The organism is Pseudomonas flavescens (assembly GCF_013408425.1).
In the GTDB taxonomy this organism is placed as follows: Bacteria; Pseudomonadota; Gammaproteobacteria; order Pseudomonadales; family Pseudomonadaceae; genus Aquipseudomonas; species Aquipseudomonas fulva_A.
In genome coordinates this window covers 4,896,311-4,913,908 of the sequence record NZ_JACBYV010000001.1, presented here as the reverse complement: position 1 = coordinate 4,913,908, position 17,598 = coordinate 4,896,311, and the positions used below count along the sequence as shown (strand labels likewise).

The following is a 17,598-nucleotide window of genomic DNA, read 5'->3' as shown; positions in this document are numbered from 1 at the left end:
GAAAACTCAGTAAGCGTTTTTGGAAATTATTCGTTCGACTGAAAAGCCGAGGCGAACGCGGCTCAGTAAATGATGCTGAGGCCGGGCAGATCGCTATGCCGGGCCTGCAGCTCGCCCGTGAGGGTAGCGACCGCACCGTCCAGCGAATCCACGCGGAACACACCGCTGACTCGGCGCTGCGCCAGTTGGCCGCCAGCAATGAGAATGTGCCCGTCGCGGTAACGATTGAGCTGGGTCACCACCTGCTGCAACGGTACCTGATCGAAAATCAGCAGACCGCGCTGCCAACTGCTGGCGCGCGACAGATCCAGGCTCAGCCGCTCGATCCGCCCATCGGCGTCGAAACGCGCACTCTGCCCCTCGTCGAGAATCAGGCTCTGACCATGTTTGCTGACGGCCACACGGTGCTGCATGACACCGACGAGCGCCTGCTCGGCGTCACCCCGGCTGACCAGAAAACGCGTGCCCAGCGCCTGGGCCTTGCCACCACCGCTGTCGACGATGAATGGCCGTGACTCGTGCTTGCCCACCGGAGCCGTCTGAAAAATGGCCGAGCCGGCCAGCAATTCGATACGCCGCGCCTGGGAGGTGTAATCGAGGCGTATGGCACTGCGCGCATCGAGCGTCGCCTGGCTACCGTCGGGCAGCTCGAAGGTGCGCACTTCCCCGCTGGCGGTCAGGTGGTCGGCGATCAGTGGCAGGTACAGCGCGTTACCCTGCGTCCAGCCGATAGCGGTAACGATCACCGCCAGCGAGGCGCTGCTCAGCCAACGCAGTGCACGCCTGCTACGGCGCCTTGGCGGCGCGGCAAGCGGCCGAGCGGGTGCACGCCGCGGAGCATCGAGAAGCGGCTCCGTCAGACTGGCGAGGTCACCCCAGGTATGCCGAGCGAACTGCAGGGCAGCGGCGTGACGCGAATCGAGGGCGAGCCAGGCCTGCAGCGCCTGCTGCTCATCCTCGGCGAGTGGCGAATCGCTCAGGCGCACCGCCCATTCGGCAGCGGCCTGGCGAATCCCGCGATCCTGCAGGTCTGGGCTATTCACGTCGTGCTCTCGGTTCGTCTTATAAGGGTAATGACGCTCGGGCGGCTCTTTTACCGTAAAAGCGCCCGGCGATACCGGCATTTTTCCCGCTCATGGGCCTGCACCCAGGCGTTCCATGACATGCGACAGCGCCTTGGACAAGTGCTTTTGCACCGAGCTGTCACTGATTGCCAGACGCCTGGCGACCTCGGCATGGGTCAGCCCTTCGATTCGGTTGAGGTGAAAGATTTCGCGGGTACGCGGTGGCAGTTCGGCCACAGCACGCTGCAACAGCTCCATACGTTGCTGCCTCTCGGTCGTGTCTTCCAGGCTGTCGACCTCATCTTCGACAGCGTTGAGCACCTCGTCGCCCACCAGGTCGGTCTTGCGTCGATCCTGCTGGCGACGGTGGTCGATCAGCAGGTTGCGCGCGGTACGGTAGAGATAGGCCGGGGTATTCTCGATGTGGTCGTGCCGCGCCTGCTCGGTCAGGCGCAGGAAACTTTCCTGGACCAGATCGGCAGCCAGGTGGGGGTCACGGCTCTTGCGCAGCAGGAAGCTCTGTAGCGCCCTGGCGTGCTGCTGGAAAAGGCCTTTGAGATCCAGATCCGACAATCGTCATACCTGACCTGAGCGGGAAGGAGCAGCATCTTACCGACCGATGAGAATAGTTTTCAATTAACATTTTTGACCAGGTACCGCGTCAGTCAGGCTGGCGCCATGCACAGGCAGGAAAGCCAGGGTGAGCGAGCCTGCTTCCAGATCGTCGACGGCCTCATGCACCCGATGGACGGGCTCGCCGTGCCGCCGCACTTGGCCGTGATTCGTCTGCAAAACCTGCAGAGCCGCGAGCCCCTGAGGAGCCCGCTCGCGGACGATGCGATGGTGATCAGCGCACCATGCGTGTCATGCCCATCATTCGCCGCGGCGTCGCGGCTCCTGGAGAGCCGGCGAAGACGCCACCGACAGGCATCAGGCGTTCGCCCAACGTTTCAATCCTTGCGGACCAATCCCGGCAATTGTGCGGCCAGTTTGTCGACATTGATCGGCGCACGAATGAAGCCGCGCTGAGTGCCGTCAGGGCCGATGACGGCGAGGTTGCCGCTGTGGTCGACGAGGTAATTTTCCTTGCTGGTATCGGCCGGGATGTAGGGAATGCTCACCGCGTTGGCCAGCGTCTGGATGGTGTCCGGCTCACCGGTCAGGCCCATGTAACCGGCATCGAAATAGCCCAGGTACTTTTTCATCTGCTCGGGCGTGTCGCGATTGGGGTCGACGGTCACCAGTACGATGCGCAGGTTGTTCCAGGCCTCCTCCGGGATTTCCGAACGCAGTTGGCGCAACTGAGCCAGGGTCGCCGGGCAGATGTCCGGGCAGAAGGTGTAACCGAAGAACAGCAGACTCCACTGATCCTTGAGCTGACCGGTGGAAAAGGTCTGGCCATCCTGATCGACGAAGTCCAGCGCCGGTACCTGGCGTTGTTGCGGCAGCATGACGATGCCAGCGTCGAGCAACGCGGCAGGGTCGTTCTTCGATTTATTGCTGAGCACCTGATTGACGGCAAGACCGAGCACCAGTGCGACGACGGCGATCAGGACGAATACGGTGATTTGCTTTCGGGTCATGGCGGCCACGATGGTCTGAGTGAAAGGTGATCGCCGGGACTGGCCAGAGAACCCCGATCGACACGCGAATGGCACGGCGGCCAGGCAGATGGGATCAGCCGGTAGGCGATGAACAGCGGGAAAAGGTACCAGATACTGAGCGCCAAGGTCGCATTGGCGCATGCGGCCAGCTGTCACGGTGAAGAAAGTCGCGCCTGCCATTGCAGCAGGCGCGGATGAAACGGACGGGCTCCACGCTGCACATGGCAGCTGAAGCCCTGTAAGGCTGAGGGCTGTCAGGCCACCGCGCGACGCATGCTCAGTGTGCGACCTTCCAGGCGCCGGTTGAGGCCGTGGCGTTCGATCAGCAGCGCACCGCCCTGCTGTTCTGCCGCGCGGCCCCAGTCGTCGAGCAACTCCATGCAGGCATGATCGACGTAGCTGAGCTTGTCCAGCGGCACATACAGGCGAGTGGTCGGCGCGATACCCTCCAGCACGCTGGCCAGGTGCGGCACCTTGAGGAAAGTCGCCGAGCCGATAAGGCGTAGTTCCGCCTGGTCGGGGCCGACCTGATTGAGGTTGACCTTCAGACGCGAAGCCTTGCTGGCCAGTTTGACCAGTGTCAGGGCGAAGCCGATCAGTACACCGGTGAGCAGGTCGACCGAGACGATGCCGATGGCAGTGGCCGCGTAGATGAATACCGGCGCCCGGCCATAGCGCCCGAGGCTGCGAATGGCCTTGATGTCGACCAGTTTGAAACCGGTGTACACCAGGACACCGCCGAGCGAAGCGATGGGGATGCTCTGCAGCACACCGGGCAGCAGCATGACGAACGCCAGCAACCAGGCACCGTGGAGGATGGCCGACATGCGGGTGCGCGCGCCGGCCTGCACGTTGGCCGAGCTGCGCACGATCACCCCGGTCATCGGCAAGGCACCGAGCGCACCGCAGAGCATGTTGCCGATGCCCTGAGCGGACAACTCACGATCCATATTGGAACGCGCGCCACTGTGCATGCGATCCACCGCCGCCGCAGACAGCAAGGTTTCCGCACTGGCGATGAAAGCCACCACGACGGCGGCCAGCAGGATGTGCGGATCGGCCAGGTTGAGCAGATCGGCGGGCTTTACCCAGTCGATGGCATCGCTCAGCGTGGCCGGTACTTCGACCCGCGCCACGCCCAGATTCATCCACAGGCTGATCAACGTCATCGACGCCACCCCCAGCAACGCGCCCGGCAGAAAGCGCAGGCTGTTGGGGCGCAACTTGTCCCACAGGAACATGCAGGCGATGGTGCCGAAACCCAGCAGGGCCGCCGCCATGGCACTGCCGCCGCCAAGGCCGGGAATCGCCTGGCGCACCGTGTCGGGAAACGCCAGCAGGTTATCCAGGCCGGACGCCTGGGGCTTCACATCGAACATCACGTGCAACTGCGAAAGCACGATAAGGATGCCGATACCGGCAAGCATGCCGTACACCACTGCCGGTGCCGTGACGCGAAACCAGCAGCCGAGACGCAGGCGCCCGGCGATCAGTTGCAGCAGTCCAGCCAGGAGCAGAATCGGCCCGAGCATGGCCAGGCCATGGGTGCGCACCAGTTCGAACACCAGTACGGCGAGGCCGGCAGCCGGGCCGCTGACCTGCAGCGGCGAGCCGGCCAGCCAACCGACCACCAGACCACCGATGATGCCGGTGATCAGGCCTTTGGCCGGCGGCATGCCGGACGCGATGGCGATACCCATGCACAGCGGCAGGGCGACGAGAAATACCACGATGGATGCCAGGGCATCACGGGGTAGAGCGGATTTGAAAGAAGCGAGGGTCATGGTGCGGTCTCCTGCGGGTACGGCGCACGAAAGGTCACGACGACAAGCAACGCTCGCCGTCTGGCAGGTAGGCAGTCAAAACCCAAGGGTCTGTCACCGTCATGAAATGACGGAGCAGACCCGAACACGGCTGTCGATTGTTGGCGGGGTTAACCCACGGGTCGATTCATGGCCACCGGGTGACGTCCTGTCGGGGTCGGCTAGGAAGCCAGGTAACGCGCTCGAGGGCTGGCGTTGGGAGCGGTTTCGCCATCGAGCGGCAGGAACTCGCCACGCTCGGCGTCATAGGCCTTGATGGTGCAGTTCTCGATGTCATAGACCCAGCCATGGATGAACAGCTGACCGCTGGCCAGGCGCGCAGCAACCGACGGATGCGTGCGCAGGTGGTCGAGCTGGGCCACCACGTTCTCTTCGGTGAGCACACCGAGCGTGGAGTGATCGGCGCAGCCGCAGTTGTCGGCGACCACGGTCTTGGCGACTTCGGCATGACGCAACCAGGCCTTGACCGTCGGCATGCGCTCGATGGTGTCAGGCGCCAGCACCGCTTTCATGGCGCCGCAGTCGGAATGTCCGCAGATGATGATGTGCTGCACGCCCAGGCCCATCACCGCGTACTCGATGGCCGTGGATACGCCACCGTTCATCTGTCCGTAAGGGGGCACCACGTTGCCGACGTTGCGGGTCACGAACAGCGAGCCAGGGTCGCTCTGGGTAATCAGTTCGGGAACGATGCGCGAGTCCGCGCAGGTGATGAACATGGCCTGCGGGCTCTGCTGGCGGGCCAGTTTGCTGAACAGCTCGCGCTGCTCGGGGAAGACTTCGGTGCGAAAACGCTGAAAGCCATCAAGCAGGGTCTGCAGGGCATCTTCCGCGGTCTGCTTGCCGGCTGCCGAGGGTGTAGCGGATCGGATGGAACGAATGCGCTCGCTCATGGTGCCTCCTGGTTTCAGTCGTGATATTGACTTGCCATCTAGTGGCAGTGTGCTTCGTGACCAATTGGTCACATCGCATACGAATTTACCCATGAAGGCTTAAACCAACCTTAATCGCAAGAAAAGCGACCCAAATTGGCCAGCGATATGTAACTGCATGCCACTGAGCCAGGCTCGCCTGGCTCCGCAAGCAACCGCTCTAGCATGGGCTCGATACCTGTCCCATGTAAGAACGTACAGATGTCCAGAGTGTGACAGCGAGCGGCCTTTGATCAGAAAGGCCGCATGACCGGGCGTGATTCTGGCCATGCCCGGCCACGCGAAACCGTACGCCTGCGGAGAGATGCCGGGCGGCTTTTGCGCTCATCCAGATAATGGCACTGCGGATCGATCAGCCGCGGTGACGACCGCGGAAGAAGTCGATCAGGCCCTGAGTGGAGCCATCTTCCGCCCGCGCGCTCTCGCTACCGACCATGCGCGAATAAACGCCCTTGCCAAGGTCCTTGCCAAGCTCCACGCCCCACTGGTCGAACGCGTTGTTGCCCCAGATGACGCTTTGCACGAACACCTTGTGCTCGTACATGGCGATCAGCGCACCCAGGCGCCGCGGGCTGACGCGTTCCATGACCAGGGTATTGCTCGGACGGTTGCCGGGAATCACCTTGTGCGGCGCCAGGCGCTGCACCTCTTCCTCGCTCACGCCCTTGGCACGCAGCTCATCCTCGGCCTCCTCGCGGGACTTGCCGAGCATCAGTGCCTGGCTCTGCGACAGGCAGTTGGCGTACAGCCACTGCTGGTGGTCGGCGACCGGGTTGTAGCTGCTCACCGGCACGATGAAATCCGCCGGAATCAGCTGGGTGCCCTGGTGCAGCAACTGGTGATAGGCGTGTTGGCCGTTGCAGCCCACGCCCCCCCAGATCACCGGACCGGTGGCGGTGTTGACCGGCTGACCATCGCCACGCACGCTCTTGCCGTTGGACTCCATGTCCAGCTGCTGCAGGTGCTTGGTGATGTTTCGCAGGTAGTGGTCGTACGGCAGGATGGCATGGCTCTGGGCATTCCAGAAGTTGCCGTACCAGACACCGAGCAGTGCCAGCAGCACCGGCATGTTCTCTTCGAACGGTGCGGTCTGGAAGTGCTCGTCCATGCGGTAGGCACCGGACAACAGCTCCTTGAAATTGGACATGCCGATGGACAGGGCGATCGGCAGACCGATGGCAGACCACAGCGAGTAGCGCCCACCGACCCAGTCCCACATCGGGAAGATGTTCTCTTCCCGGATGCCGAAGCCCACCGCCGCCTCGCGGTTGCTCGACACGGCGATGAAGTGACGATAGAGCTCGGCCTCGGAGCCACCCTGAGCCAGGTACCAGCCACGAGCGGCCTGGGCGTTCTTGAGAGTTTCCAAAGTGCCGAAGGACTTCGACGAGACGATGAACAGCGTGGTCTCGGCGCGCAGCTTGGCCGACAGCTCGTGGAATTCGCTACCGTCGATATTGGCCAGGTAGTGGCAGCGCACACCGCGCTGGGCGAAGGGCAGCAGCGCTTCGGAGACCAGTTGCGGGCCGAGGAAGGAGCCACCGATGCCGATGTTCACCACGTCGGTGATGGGCTTCTCGGTGTAACCGCGCCACAGGCCATCGTGGATGCGCCCGACCAGCTCGGTCATCTGCTGCAGCACGCGCTGCACCTCGGGAATGATGTCGACGCCATCGACCTGCACCTTGTCACCCAACGGACGACGCAGCGCAGTGTGCAGCGCCGGGCGCTTCTCGGTGTTGTTCAGCAGCTCGCCGTCGAACAGCGCCCGAATGCCCCGCTCCAGCCCCACTTCCCGGGCCAGATTGACCAGCAGCTCGCGGGTCTCGGTATTGATCAGGTTCTTCGAGTAATCCAGAAACAGCCCGCAGCCGCTCAGGCTGAAGGTCTCGAAGCGCTGCGCATCCGCGGCGAAGGCCTGGCGCATGCTGAAACCGGCAAGACGCTCGCGGTGGGCGACCAGGGCCTGCCAGCTCGGCAATTGCGTGACATCCAGCGATGATGAAAGGTACGGCATGAAGACTCCTTGGTTCGGGCCAGCCAGGCTGACCTCGCGAATTCGATTGCATGCCGCTGGGCGTGGCGTTGGCAATACTGCGTTGAAAATTGCCTACTGCGCCTCACTTCCCTCAACGGCCTGATAACGCTCCAGTTCATGGCGATACGGCAACTGCGGACCAACCCGCGAACAGGTCAGCGCCGCGGCCTGCACCGCAAAATCGAGCATCGCATCGAGCCTCTCACGAGACAACGCAGCGAGGGCAGTGGGGCTGTCCAGCCCATGCTGCACCAGGTAGGCGATGATCGCCGCCTGGAAGGTATCCCCCGCTCCCACCGTGTCACGCGTGACCACCTGGCGCGCCGGCACTGACCAGTGCCCATGCTGCCGGCTGAACACGCTCGCCCCTTCGCTGCCACGGGTCAGAAACACCACCTGACAACGCCGGGCCAACCAGCGCTCGATGCTCGTCAGCGGCTCGATACCGGGATAGAGCAGCTCCAGGTCTTCCTCGCTGACCTTGATCAGATGCGCATGGGCGGCAAAAGATTCAATTCGCTGGCGCCAGCGCTCGATATTCGGTGCAGGATTGAGACGTACGTTGGGATCCAGGGTGATCAGGCGGCGGTCGCTCTCGCGCTCGACCAGCGCCAGCAGAGTGTCGCCAATCGGTGGTACCACCAGCGAATAGGAGCCCACGTGCAGGCCTTTGACCTCATCGCCCAGAGCGGGCAAATGCTCGGGTAGCAGTTGACGATCCGCACAACCCTCGCCGCGAAACATGTACTGCGGCGAGCCCTTGGCATCCAGCGCGACCATGGCCATGGTGGTTGGCGCCTCGCTGGCGATCAGGTAACGATCGCTCACCCCCTCCTCCTCCAGCACCTGGCGCAGGCGCTGGCCGAGGTAGTCACTGGAAATACCGCCGAACAGGCCCGACTCCACGCCAAGCCGACGCAGGCCGACCGCCACGTTGAACGGCGAACCGCCGGCCAGGGCCTGGAAATTCAGCTCGCTGCTGCGCTCGCCAGGGTTGCAGAAGAAATCGAACAGGGCTTCGCCGCATACCAGGTACATGGAATCTCCGCATCTCAGAAGGCGCGCTCGCGCAGGGAAGAGCCGACGGCAAAATGCCGTCGGTGTGGGTCATTGCAGTTGTCGCACCAGCTCACGGTAGCGTTGGTAGACACCCTCGTAGGCCCGGCTGCGCAACGCGTCGGGTTGTGCGCCGCGGGTTTCATCCAGGGTCACGCAGCGCTCGCACAGGCTGTCCAGGCTCAGCGCCTCGCCCTGCTCGTGACTCACGCACCAGGCGGCCTGGATCGCCGCACCGAGCGCTGCCGCTTCGGTGTGCTGCGGGCAGGCCACCGGCGCACCCATGATGTCGGCGACGATCTGCCGCCATGGGGCGCTCTTCGCACCGCCACCGATCAGGCGGATCGCATCGCTGCGAATACCGCTGTCACGCAACAGGTCGAGCCCGTAGCGCAAGCCGAAGGTGGTGCCCTCCACCACCGCCCGACAGAGATTGGCGCGAGTCAGGTTATCGGTCGTAAGGCCATGCAGGCTGGCGGTGGCCTGCGGCAACGCCGGCACCCGCTCACCATTGAGGAATGGCAGCATCAGCACGCCCTGCGCACCGATGGGCGCCTGGCCGACCAGCGCACCGAAGGCCTCGACATCCAGCCCCAGCAATTCACGAATCGCACCGCTGGCGTTGGTCAGGTTCATGGTGCAGATCAACGGCAGCCAGCCAGCGGATGACGAACAGAAGGTCGCCACCTGCGGGTGTGGGCTGACCCGTGGCTGATCGGCGTAGGCGTATACCGTGCCGGATGTGCCGAGACTCATGGTGATGGCGCCGGGGGCGATATTGCCCGTACCGATGGCGCCCATCATATTGTCGCCACCGCCGCTGGCCACCAGAGCACGGGGGTTCAGACCCAGCAGCTCGGCGATCTGCGGACGAATCGGACCGACGCAGCGATGCGACTCGATCAGCTCCGGCAAGGCACGCGACAGGGCGCCGCTCGGGTCGATCGACTCGAGTAGTTGGCTGTCCCAGGCGCGGGTGCGCACGTTGAAATAACCGCTACCCGAGGCATCCCCGTATTCAGCGCAGAAACGCCCGGTCAGCCAGTAATTCAGGTAGTCGTGGGGCAACAGGATGTAGGCGATGCGGGCGAACACCTCAGGGTGATGATCACGGGTCCAGAGCAGTTTGGACACCGTGTAGCCCGGCGCGATGGCCACACCCAGGCGCTCCAGCGAACCGCTTTCGCCGCCGAGCAAATCCAGCAGCTGGGCGTTCTCGGCGGCCGACTCGGTGTCGCACCACAGCTTGGCAGGGCGCAGCACTTCGCCTTTGGCATCGAGCAGCACCAGGCCGTGCTGCTGACCGGACACGCCAATGCCGAGAACCTCGCGACCCGACACGCCGGCCTGCTGCAGCGCTCGCGCGGTGGCCAATTCGAAGGCCTGCAGCCAGTCGGCCGGTTCCTGCTCGCGACGCCCGTTGGCACCGCTGATCAGCTGGTGCCCTGCGCTGCCTTCGCCAAGCACCCGCCCACTGTGGATATCCAGCACCAGCGCCTTGGTACCCTGGGTACCGCAATCGATGCCGAGGTACATGGCTCAATCACCCAGCAGGGTCTGCAGGGTGCGCGTCACACCGAGCTTGCGCAGGCTGTCGTAGCAGAGTTCGAAGGCCGTGACGAAAGCCGCCGACTGCGGGATGCCATTGCCGAAGATCACTTCGACGCCCAACACATGCTCGCTCACCCGGTCGTCATCCTGTACCAGTTTCTGGCAGAACTCGGCACGTGGATCAGGAATGCGATAGCGGCTGCCTTTCTCGTCGACACCCTTGAGGTACAGCGCCCACGCGGCGACCACCAGCGCCGCGCGTTCCAGCGGCCGACCGTCCTCGATCAGCCGGTTGATGGTCGGCACGATGAACTTGGGAAACTTCGACGAACCGTCCGAGCAGACGCGTTCGAGCTGATCGGCGATGGCCTGGTTGGAAAAGCGCTCGATCAGGGTGTCCTTGTAAGCCTCCAGATCGATACCCGGCACCGCTGCCAGTTGCGGGGTCACGTCGAGGTCCATGAAGGTGCGCACATAGCGCTGGAACAGTGGATCGTTCATGGCCTCGTGAACGAAGCGATAGCCCTTGAGAAAGCCCAGGTAGGTCAACGCCAGGTGGCTGCCGTTGAGCAATTTTATCTTCATCTCCTCGTAGGGCGTGACGTCATCGGTGAACTGCACACCGACCTTTTCCCAGGCCGGCCGGCCGCTGACGAACTTGTCTTCGAGCACCCACTGCAGGAACGGCTCGCAGACCACCGGCCAGGCGTCCTCGACGCCATGACGCTCGGCCAGTTGCTGGCGGTGAGCGTCGCTGGTCATCGGTGTGATGCGGTCGACCATGGCATTGGGGAAGCTGACATGGCTGTCGATCCAGGTCGCCAGCTCGTGATCGGCCAGGTGAGCGAACGCCAGCAGCGCCTTGCGGGTCACCGCGCCGTTGTGGGGCAGGTTATCGCAGGACATCAACGTGAACGCCGGCGTGCCGGCAGCACGGCGCCTGGCCAGGGCGGCGCAGAGAAAGCCAAAGACGCTGCGCGGTGCATCCGGGTGCGCCAGATCATGCTGAATGTCCGGCAGATGGGCCATGAACTCGCCGCTGCTGTCGTCGATGCAGTAGCCACCTTCGGTGATGGTCAGCGAAACGATACGGATCGCCGGATCGGCCAGCTTGTCGATCAGCGCGGCGGGTGAGTCCTCGGCCAGCAGCATGCCATTGATGGCACCGACCACACGGACTTCCAGACCGGGCTCATCGCCCAGCACGAACATCGTGTAGAGGTGATCCTGCTCGGCCAGCGCCTGTTGCATGGCGCGGTCCTCGCGGCGCAGGCCAACGCCACAGATGCCCCAGTTCAGGGCTTCGCCACGGTTGAGCAGCGCTTCGGTGTAGATCGCCTGGTGAGCACGGTGGAAACCGCCGACGCCGATATGGGCGATTCCCTGGCGTACGTCCGCCGGATCGTAGGCCGGTACATCGACCTCGGCGGCCAGTGATGCGAGATTCTTGCGGGTCAGTTTCATGGGGTCATTCCTGCGCTTCAGGCGGCCTGGCCAGCCTGGATGCGTTTGTCGATGGCCAGGCCATCGGCGTTGAAGAGGTGGCAGTGGGCCGGATCGAAATCCAGCGCCAGCGGCTCGCCATAGGCCGGGGAGAAATCACCGCGCACACGCACGGTGAGCACCTCGTCGCCCACCCGGACATGGCAGAAGGTGTCGCTGCCCAGACGCTCGCTGACGTCCGCCGTCGCCTGCAGTCGGCCCTGGCCGGCAGGCACCACGTTGAGGTGCTCGGGGCGGATGCCCAGGGTGACCTGGCTGCCGCTCGCCAGGCCGGTACCTGCCAGCGGCAGATCCAGCGTGGCAGCGCCTTCCAGGCGGATCTGGCACAGCCCGGCATCGACGCGCTCGACCTGGCCACGCAGGAAGCCCATCTTCGGCGTGCCGAGAAAGCCGGCGACGAACAGGTTGACCGGGTGGTTGTAGAGTTCCAGCGGTGAACCGACCTGCTCCACGCGGCCGCCGTTGAGCACCACCACCTTGTCGGCCAGGGTCATGGCCTCGACCTGATCGTGAGTCACGTAGATCATCGTCGCCTTCAGCTCCTTGTGCAGCCGCGCCAGCTCCAGGCGGGTCTGCACGCGCAAGGCGGCATCGAGGTTGGACAGTGGTTCGTCGAACAGGAAGATCTTCGGATTGCGCACGATGGCGCGGCCGATGGCCACGCGCTGGCGCTGACCTCCGGAGAGCTGCTTGGGCTTGCGCTCGAGCAGGGCGTCCAGCTCGAGGATGCGCGCCGCATTGGCGACCTTCTCCTGCACTTCCTGCTTGCCTACCCGAGCGAGATCGAGGGCGAAGGACAGGTTCTTGCGCACGGTCATGTGCGGGTACAGGGCGTAGGTCTGGAAGACCATCGCCAGATCCCGCCTGGCTGGCGCGGTGTCGGTGATATCGGTGCCGTCGAGGGTGATCGTCCCGCTGGACACCTCCTCCAGGCCGGCGATCAGCCGCAGCAGCGTGGACTTGCCGCAGCCGGACGGGCCGACGAAGACCACGAACTCGCGGTTCTCGATATCCAGGTCGATGCCCTTGATGATCGCCGTGCCGTCGAAGCCTTTCTTCAGGTTGCGGATTTTCAAATCAGCCATAGCGGGCTCCAGTCTTATTCTTCGATTGTTTACAGACGCTGCAGTTGTGCTTCTGCCCAACGGGCGTAGGAGCCCGGCTTGCCGGCGATCTGCAGGGAACCGGCAGCGAAAACGCCCTCGACCGTGGCAGCAGAGCCACTGCCGGTTGCCGGCAGATCGCGAGCAAGCTCGCTCCTACGGCGGGCGACGAGGATCAAACACATATCGGCGTCCTCATTTCACGGCCCCGAACGACAGGCCACGCACCAGCTGCTTCTGGCTGATCCAGCCGAAGATCAGGATGGGCGCGCAGGCAAGCGTCGAAACGGCGGAAAGCTTGGCCCAGAACAGGCCTTCGGGACTGGAGTAGGACGCCACCAGCGCGGTCAGTGGCGCCGCCGCGGAACTGGTCAGGTTGAGCGACCAGAAAGCCTCGTTCCAGCACAGGATCAACGACAGCAGCATGGTCGAGGCCAGGCCGCCACGGGCGATGGGCAGCAGCACGCGAACGATTTCCTGCCAGGTGGTGGCCCCATCCAGGCGCGCCGCTTCGAGGATCTCTCCGGGGATATCCTTGAAGTAGGTGTACACCATCCACACCACGATCGGCAGGTTGATCAGGGTGTAGATGACGATCAGCGCGATACGCGAATCGAGCAGGCCGAATTGCTTGGCCAGCAGATAGATCGGCACCAGCACACCGACCGGCGGCAGCATCTTGGTCGACAGCATCCATAGCAGCGTGCCTTTGGTGCGCTTGGTCTCGAAGAACGCCATCGAGTAAGCCGCCGGCACCGCGATCAGCATGCACAGCAGGGTCGCCGAGAAGGAGATCAGCACCGAGTTCCAGGCGAAACTGAAGTAATTGCTGCGCTCGTTGATGTGCAGGTAGTTCTCCAGCGTCGGCGTGAAGATGAACTGCGGCGGCGTGGCGAAGGCGTCGAGCTCGGTCTTCAGGCTGGTCAGCACCATCCAGAAGATCGGAAAGAAGATCAACGCGGCGATGGCCCAGGCCAGGGTGCCGATGATCAGGCTCTGCAGCCGACGGGATTGCTTGAGGGTCAGCATGCTTCGCTCCTACTGCCGGTCGGTCAGGTTCTTGCCGATCATGCGAATCAGCACGATGGCGGCGATGTTGGCGATGACCACGGCGATCAGCCCGCCGGCGGAGGCCATGCCCACGTCGAACTGCAGCAGCGCCTGGGTGTAGATCAGGTAAGCGAGGTTGGTGGACTCATAGCCCGGGCCGCCGCCGGTGGTGGTGTAGATTTCGGCGAATACCGAGAGCAGGAAGATGGTTTCGATCATCACCACCACGGCAATCGGTCGCGCCAGATGCGGCAGGGTCAGGTGCCAGAAGATGGCCAGCGGTCCGGCACCGTCGAGGCGCGCGGCTTCCTTCTGCTCCTGATCCAGAGACTGCATGGCGGTCATCAGGATGAGGATGGCGAATGGCAGCCACTGCCAGGACACGATGAGGATGATCGAGAACAAGGGGTGGTGCGCCAGCCAGTCCACCGGCTGAGCGCCGAAGAACTGCCAGACGGCTGCCAGAATCCCCGAAACCGGATGGAAGATCAGGTTCTTCCACAGCAGCGCGCTGACCGTCGGCATGATGAAGAACGGCGAGATCAGCAGCACCCGCACGATGCCCCGGCCAAAGAACTCACTGGCCTCCAGCAGTGCGGAAATCAGCACGCCGAACACCACGCTGATCAGCAGCACGCTGCCCACCAGCAACAGGGTGTTGCCCGCGCCAGACAGAAACGCGGCGTCGGTGACGAAGTACTCGAAGTTCTCCAGCCCGACGAAATCGTTCTCGCCGGGGTACAGCAGGTTGTAGCGGATCAGCGAGAAATAGATGGTCATGCCCAGAGGCACGATCATCCAGATCAGCAGCAGGACGACCGAAGGGCTGACCAGAAACCAGCCGGGCGCCAGGCGTCGCGATTTACGCGGCGCCGGCTCGCGGGCCAGCTCCGCAGGATTGTCGATGGTATTCATCGTGTCTCCGAAAGACGGTTCTACAGCGGATGACGCTTTGGGAACGCCGCCTGTGGCGCTCCGCGCCGCGTAACACCGGGGCGGACGCGGAGCGTCCCGACATACGTTCCCACGCAGAGCGTGGGAACGATCGCGGTTCCGCTACTTCGGATACCCGGCGCGCTTCATTTCCCGCTCGGTGCTCTGCTGTGCTGCCTGGAGAGCCTGATCAGGCTTCATCTGCCCGGTGAGCGCGGCGGCGAACAGCTTGCCGACACTGGTGCCGATGGCCTGGAACTCGGGAATGGTCACCAGTTGAATGCCCACGTACGGGACAGGCTTGGCGCTGGGGTTGGCCGGGTCGGCCTTCTTCAACGAGTCGAGGGTGACCTTGGCGAACGGCGCCGCCTTCATGTAGGCGTCGCTGTAGGTCGAGGCGCGGGTGCCTGGCGGCACGTTGGCGACGCCATCCTTCTCGGCGACCAGCGCTCCGTAGGCCTTGGACGTGGCCCAGGCGCTGAAGGTCTTGGCAGCGTCCTTGGACTTGGAACTGGTAGGGATCGCCAGCGCCCAGGAGTACAGCCAGGAGGCGCCCTTGTCGGTGACCTGGGTCGGCGCGAAGGTGAAGCCTACCGAGTCGGCGACCTTGCTCTGCGATTTGTCGGTGACGAACGAGCCGGCCACGCTGGCATCGACCCACATCGCGCACTTGCCGCTGTTGAACAACGCCAGGTTCTCGTTGAAACCATTGCTAGACGCGCCCGGCGGGCCGTACTTGTTCATGGTGTCGACGTAGAAGTTCAGCGCGTTCTTCCACTCGCTGCCGGTGAATTCAGGCTTCCACTGCTCATCGAACCAGCGCGCGCCGTAGGCATTGGCCACGGTGGTGATCAGCGCCATGTTCTCGCCCCAGCCGGCCTTGCCACGCAGGCAGATACCGTACTGGCCCTTGTCGGGCTGGTGCAGCTTGCTGGCGAATTCGGCCATCTGATCCCAGGTCGGCTGCTCGGGCATCTTCAGCCCGGCCTGCTCGAAAAGATCGGTGCGGTAGTAGGTGATCGACGCTTCGGCGTAGAACGGCAGGGCATAGAGCTGGCCCTTGGCCGAGAGGCCCTCACGCACGGAGGGGAAGACGTCATCGAGGGCATAGTCGGCGGGCAGATCGGTCATCGGCTCCAGCCAGCCCTTCTCGCCCCACAGCGCCGCTTCGTACATGCCGATGGTCAGCACGTCGAACTGGCCGCCCTGAGTGGCGATGTCGGTGGTCAGGCGCTGACGCAGCACGTTCTCTTCGAGTACCACCCACTTGAGCTTGATGTCAGGGTTCTGTTCTTCGAAGGTTTTCGCCAGGCGCTGCATGCGGATCATGTCGCTGTTGTTGACCGTGGCGATGGTCAGGGTCTCGGCGGCCTGCGCGCCAACGGTGAGCGACAGGCATGAAGCGGCTACCAGTACTTTGATCGTGTGGTTCATGGTCTTGAACTCCTCTCCCTGACCGGAGAGGTCGCAGGAGACGTTATTGTTTTTGTGGGCCGACCCGGATTACACCCCTACGACCGAGCGCAGACAACGCCTCGACTGCACTGCAACCGATACTTTTTTGCACTCGCCAGGTGACGGACAACGGTCATGAAATGCAGCAGAAAGGCTCAAGCACGAGCCTTTCTGCATCTTCCCGGTGGATGAGAGCGACGGAATCAGTACAGGTTTTGCTCGGTAACCCGTTGCGTGACCAGCCTGCGATAGCCGCTGGGCGTCATGCCCTTGAGCTGCTGGAAACGCCGGTTGAAGTTGGAAATGTTGTTGAAGCCCGACTCGAAACACACCTGAGTCACCGGCTTGTCGCTCTGGGTCAGCAGCTCGCAGGACTTGCTCACCCGCATGCGATTGACGAACTCGACGAAACCCCGCCCGGTGGCCTGCTTGAAGAAACGCGAGAAATAGGTGGGCGTCATGCCCAGATACTCGGCCACTTCTTCCTGGGTCAGCTCCTGGGCGTAGTGCTGGAAGATGTAATCCACCGCGCGGTTGATGCGTTCGACATGGTGCTCGTCAGCCAGCTGCGCAGCGGTTCTGTCCGACAGCAACTGGTAGTCGTCGCAAGCGGCGAGCAGCTCCATGAGGATGAAGAAATTGCCCAACCGGGTCATGCCCTGGGAGTCGGCGATGCGCTGCAGCAGCTGACGCGCCTCGGCGATGGTGCGCTCGCAGCGGAACTCGATGCCGTAATGGGCCCGGCTGAGCAGCGGCTGCAGATCCTTGAGCTCGGCGAATACCGCGGTGCCGCTCTCCAGCACCTCGTCGGTGAAGTTGACCAGCATGTCGCGCTCGGCCACCGCCTCGCCCGCACTCATCTGGCTGATCCAGTTGTGCGGCAGGTTGGGGCCGGTGAGAAACAGGGTGTCGGGGGAGAAATTGCCGATGTAGTCGCCGATGAACACCTTGCCGGAACTGGCAACGATCAGGTGCAGCTCGTATTCCTTGTGGAAATGCCAACGCACCAGCGGGCTGGGAAAGCCGTGCTGGCGATAGATCAGCGAATGACCCTCGTGGTCATCCATCAACTCGTAGGAGGGGTCGAGCGTTCTTTGCGTTCGGGACATGGCTCGGCAGCCTGCTCTTGTTCTTGTCGAAACAGCTATCGACTAGAGACCCTAGCACAGTCCGAGGGGTTCGCTGACTGACCTCGCCGCGAGAACCCGGTCACACCCACGCCCTGCTCATCCACGCTGAGATCGCAAAGCGGTGAGCTGGCATCGTGCGATCCACTGCAGGAGCGGGCCGCGCCCGCGAATCGCGCGCATGGCGCGCTCCCACACAGATGCAGGGTGGATCGGGGCGCGTAGCTGACGCTCTTTCATCCACCATCGCGGTCAGGAAGCGGTGAGCTGACCTCGTGCGATCCACCGTGGGAGCGGGCCACGCCCGCGATTCGCGCGCATGGCGCGCTCCCACACAGATGCAGGGTGGATCGGGGCGC

General features: G+C 63.5%; 15 protein-coding genes. All 15 read right to left on the bottom strand.

Annotated features, from left to right (window positions below):
• Window positions 1–62: 62 nt before the first annotated feature.
• Window positions 63–1,043, bottom strand: a complete 981-nt coding sequence (locus FHR27_RS21945) for a FecR family protein (protein WP_179539562.1) — start codon at window positions 1,041–1,043, stop codon at window positions 63–65.
• Between the two features lie 90 nt (window positions 1,044–1,133).
• The gene (locus tag FHR27_RS21940; RefSeq protein WP_042553620.1) at window positions 1,134–1,637 is read right to left on the bottom strand and encodes an RNA polymerase sigma factor; all 504 of its coding nucleotides are present in this window, start codon (window positions 1,635–1,637) and stop codon (window positions 1,134–1,136) included.
• 377 nt (window positions 1,638–2,014) lie between these two features.
• Window positions 2,015–2,647 carry an SCO family protein gene (locus tag FHR27_RS21935; protein WP_179539561.1) on the bottom strand — a complete coding sequence of 211 codons (633 nt, stop codon included), beginning with the start codon at window positions 2,645–2,647 and terminating at the stop codon, window positions 2,015–2,017.
• A 275-nt stretch (window positions 2,648–2,922) separates the two neighbouring features.
• Window positions 2,923–4,452, bottom strand: a complete 1,530-nt coding sequence (locus FHR27_RS21930) for a SulP family inorganic anion transporter (protein WP_042553623.1) — start codon at window positions 4,450–4,452, stop codon at window positions 2,923–2,925.
• Between the two features lie 200 nt (window positions 4,453–4,652).
• Entirely contained in the window at window positions 4,653–5,384 is a 732-nt protein-coding gene (locus FHR27_RS21925; protein WP_042553624.1) for a carbonic anhydrase, read from the bottom strand.
• Window positions 5,385–5,775: 391 nt separating this feature from the next.
• Window positions 5,776–7,440 carry a glucose-6-phosphate isomerase gene (gene pgi / locus FHR27_RS21920; protein ID WP_179539560.1) on the bottom strand — a complete coding sequence of 555 codons (1,665 nt, stop codon included), beginning with the start codon at window positions 7,438–7,440 and terminating at the stop codon, window positions 5,776–5,778.
• A 93-nt stretch (window positions 7,441–7,533) separates the two neighbouring features.
• Window positions 7,534–8,499 (bottom strand): carbohydrate kinase family protein, encoded by a 966-nt coding sequence (locus FHR27_RS21915; RefSeq protein WP_179539559.1) that lies wholly within the window; start codon window positions 8,497–8,499, stop codon window positions 7,534–7,536.
• 69 nt (window positions 8,500–8,568) lie between these two features.
• Window positions 8,569–10,053 carry a xylulokinase gene (gene xylB / locus FHR27_RS21910; RefSeq protein ID WP_179539558.1) on the bottom strand — a complete coding sequence of 495 codons (1,485 nt, stop codon included), beginning with the start codon at window positions 10,051–10,053 and terminating at the stop codon, window positions 8,569–8,571.
• Window positions 10,054–10,056: 3 nt separating this feature from the next.
• A complete protein-coding gene (locus FHR27_RS21905; RefSeq protein ID WP_042553628.1) occupies window positions 10,057–11,532 on the bottom strand; it encodes a mannitol dehydrogenase family protein in 1,476 nt (491 codons plus the stop codon).
• 17 nt (window positions 11,533–11,549) lie between these two features.
• Window positions 11,550–12,656: an ABC transporter ATP-binding protein gene (locus FHR27_RS21900; RefSeq protein WP_179539557.1), complete on the bottom strand. Its 1,107-nt coding sequence runs from the start codon at window positions 12,654–12,656 to the stop codon at window positions 11,550–11,552.
• A gap of 29 nt (window positions 12,657–12,685) precedes the next feature.
• Complete coding sequence (locus FHR27_RS21895; RefSeq protein ID WP_156152695.1) at window positions 12,686–12,859, bottom strand: hypothetical protein; 174 nt, start codon at window positions 12,857–12,859, stop codon at window positions 12,686–12,688.
• A gap of 10 nt (window positions 12,860–12,869) precedes the next feature.
• The gene (locus FHR27_RS21890; RefSeq protein ID WP_042553630.1) at window positions 12,870–13,703 is read right to left on the bottom strand and encodes a carbohydrate ABC transporter permease; all 834 of its coding nucleotides are present in this window, start codon (window positions 13,701–13,703) and stop codon (window positions 12,870–12,872) included.
• A 9-nt stretch (window positions 13,704–13,712) separates the two neighbouring features.
• Window positions 13,713–14,639 (bottom strand): carbohydrate ABC transporter permease, encoded by a 927-nt coding sequence (locus FHR27_RS21885; RefSeq protein ID WP_042553631.1) that lies wholly within the window; start codon window positions 14,637–14,639, stop codon window positions 13,713–13,715.
• A 141-nt stretch (window positions 14,640–14,780) separates the two neighbouring features.
• On the bottom strand, window positions 14,781–16,091 hold the full coding sequence (locus FHR27_RS21880; protein ID WP_042553632.1) for an ABC transporter substrate-binding protein: 1,311 nt from the start codon (window positions 16,089–16,091) through the stop codon (window positions 14,781–14,783).
• Window positions 16,092–16,315: 224 nt separating this feature from the next.
• Window positions 16,316–17,221 (bottom strand): helix-turn-helix domain-containing protein, encoded by a 906-nt coding sequence (locus FHR27_RS21875; RefSeq protein ID WP_042553633.1) that lies wholly within the window; start codon window positions 17,219–17,221, stop codon window positions 16,316–16,318.
• Window positions 17,222–17,598 lie beyond the last annotated feature (377 nt).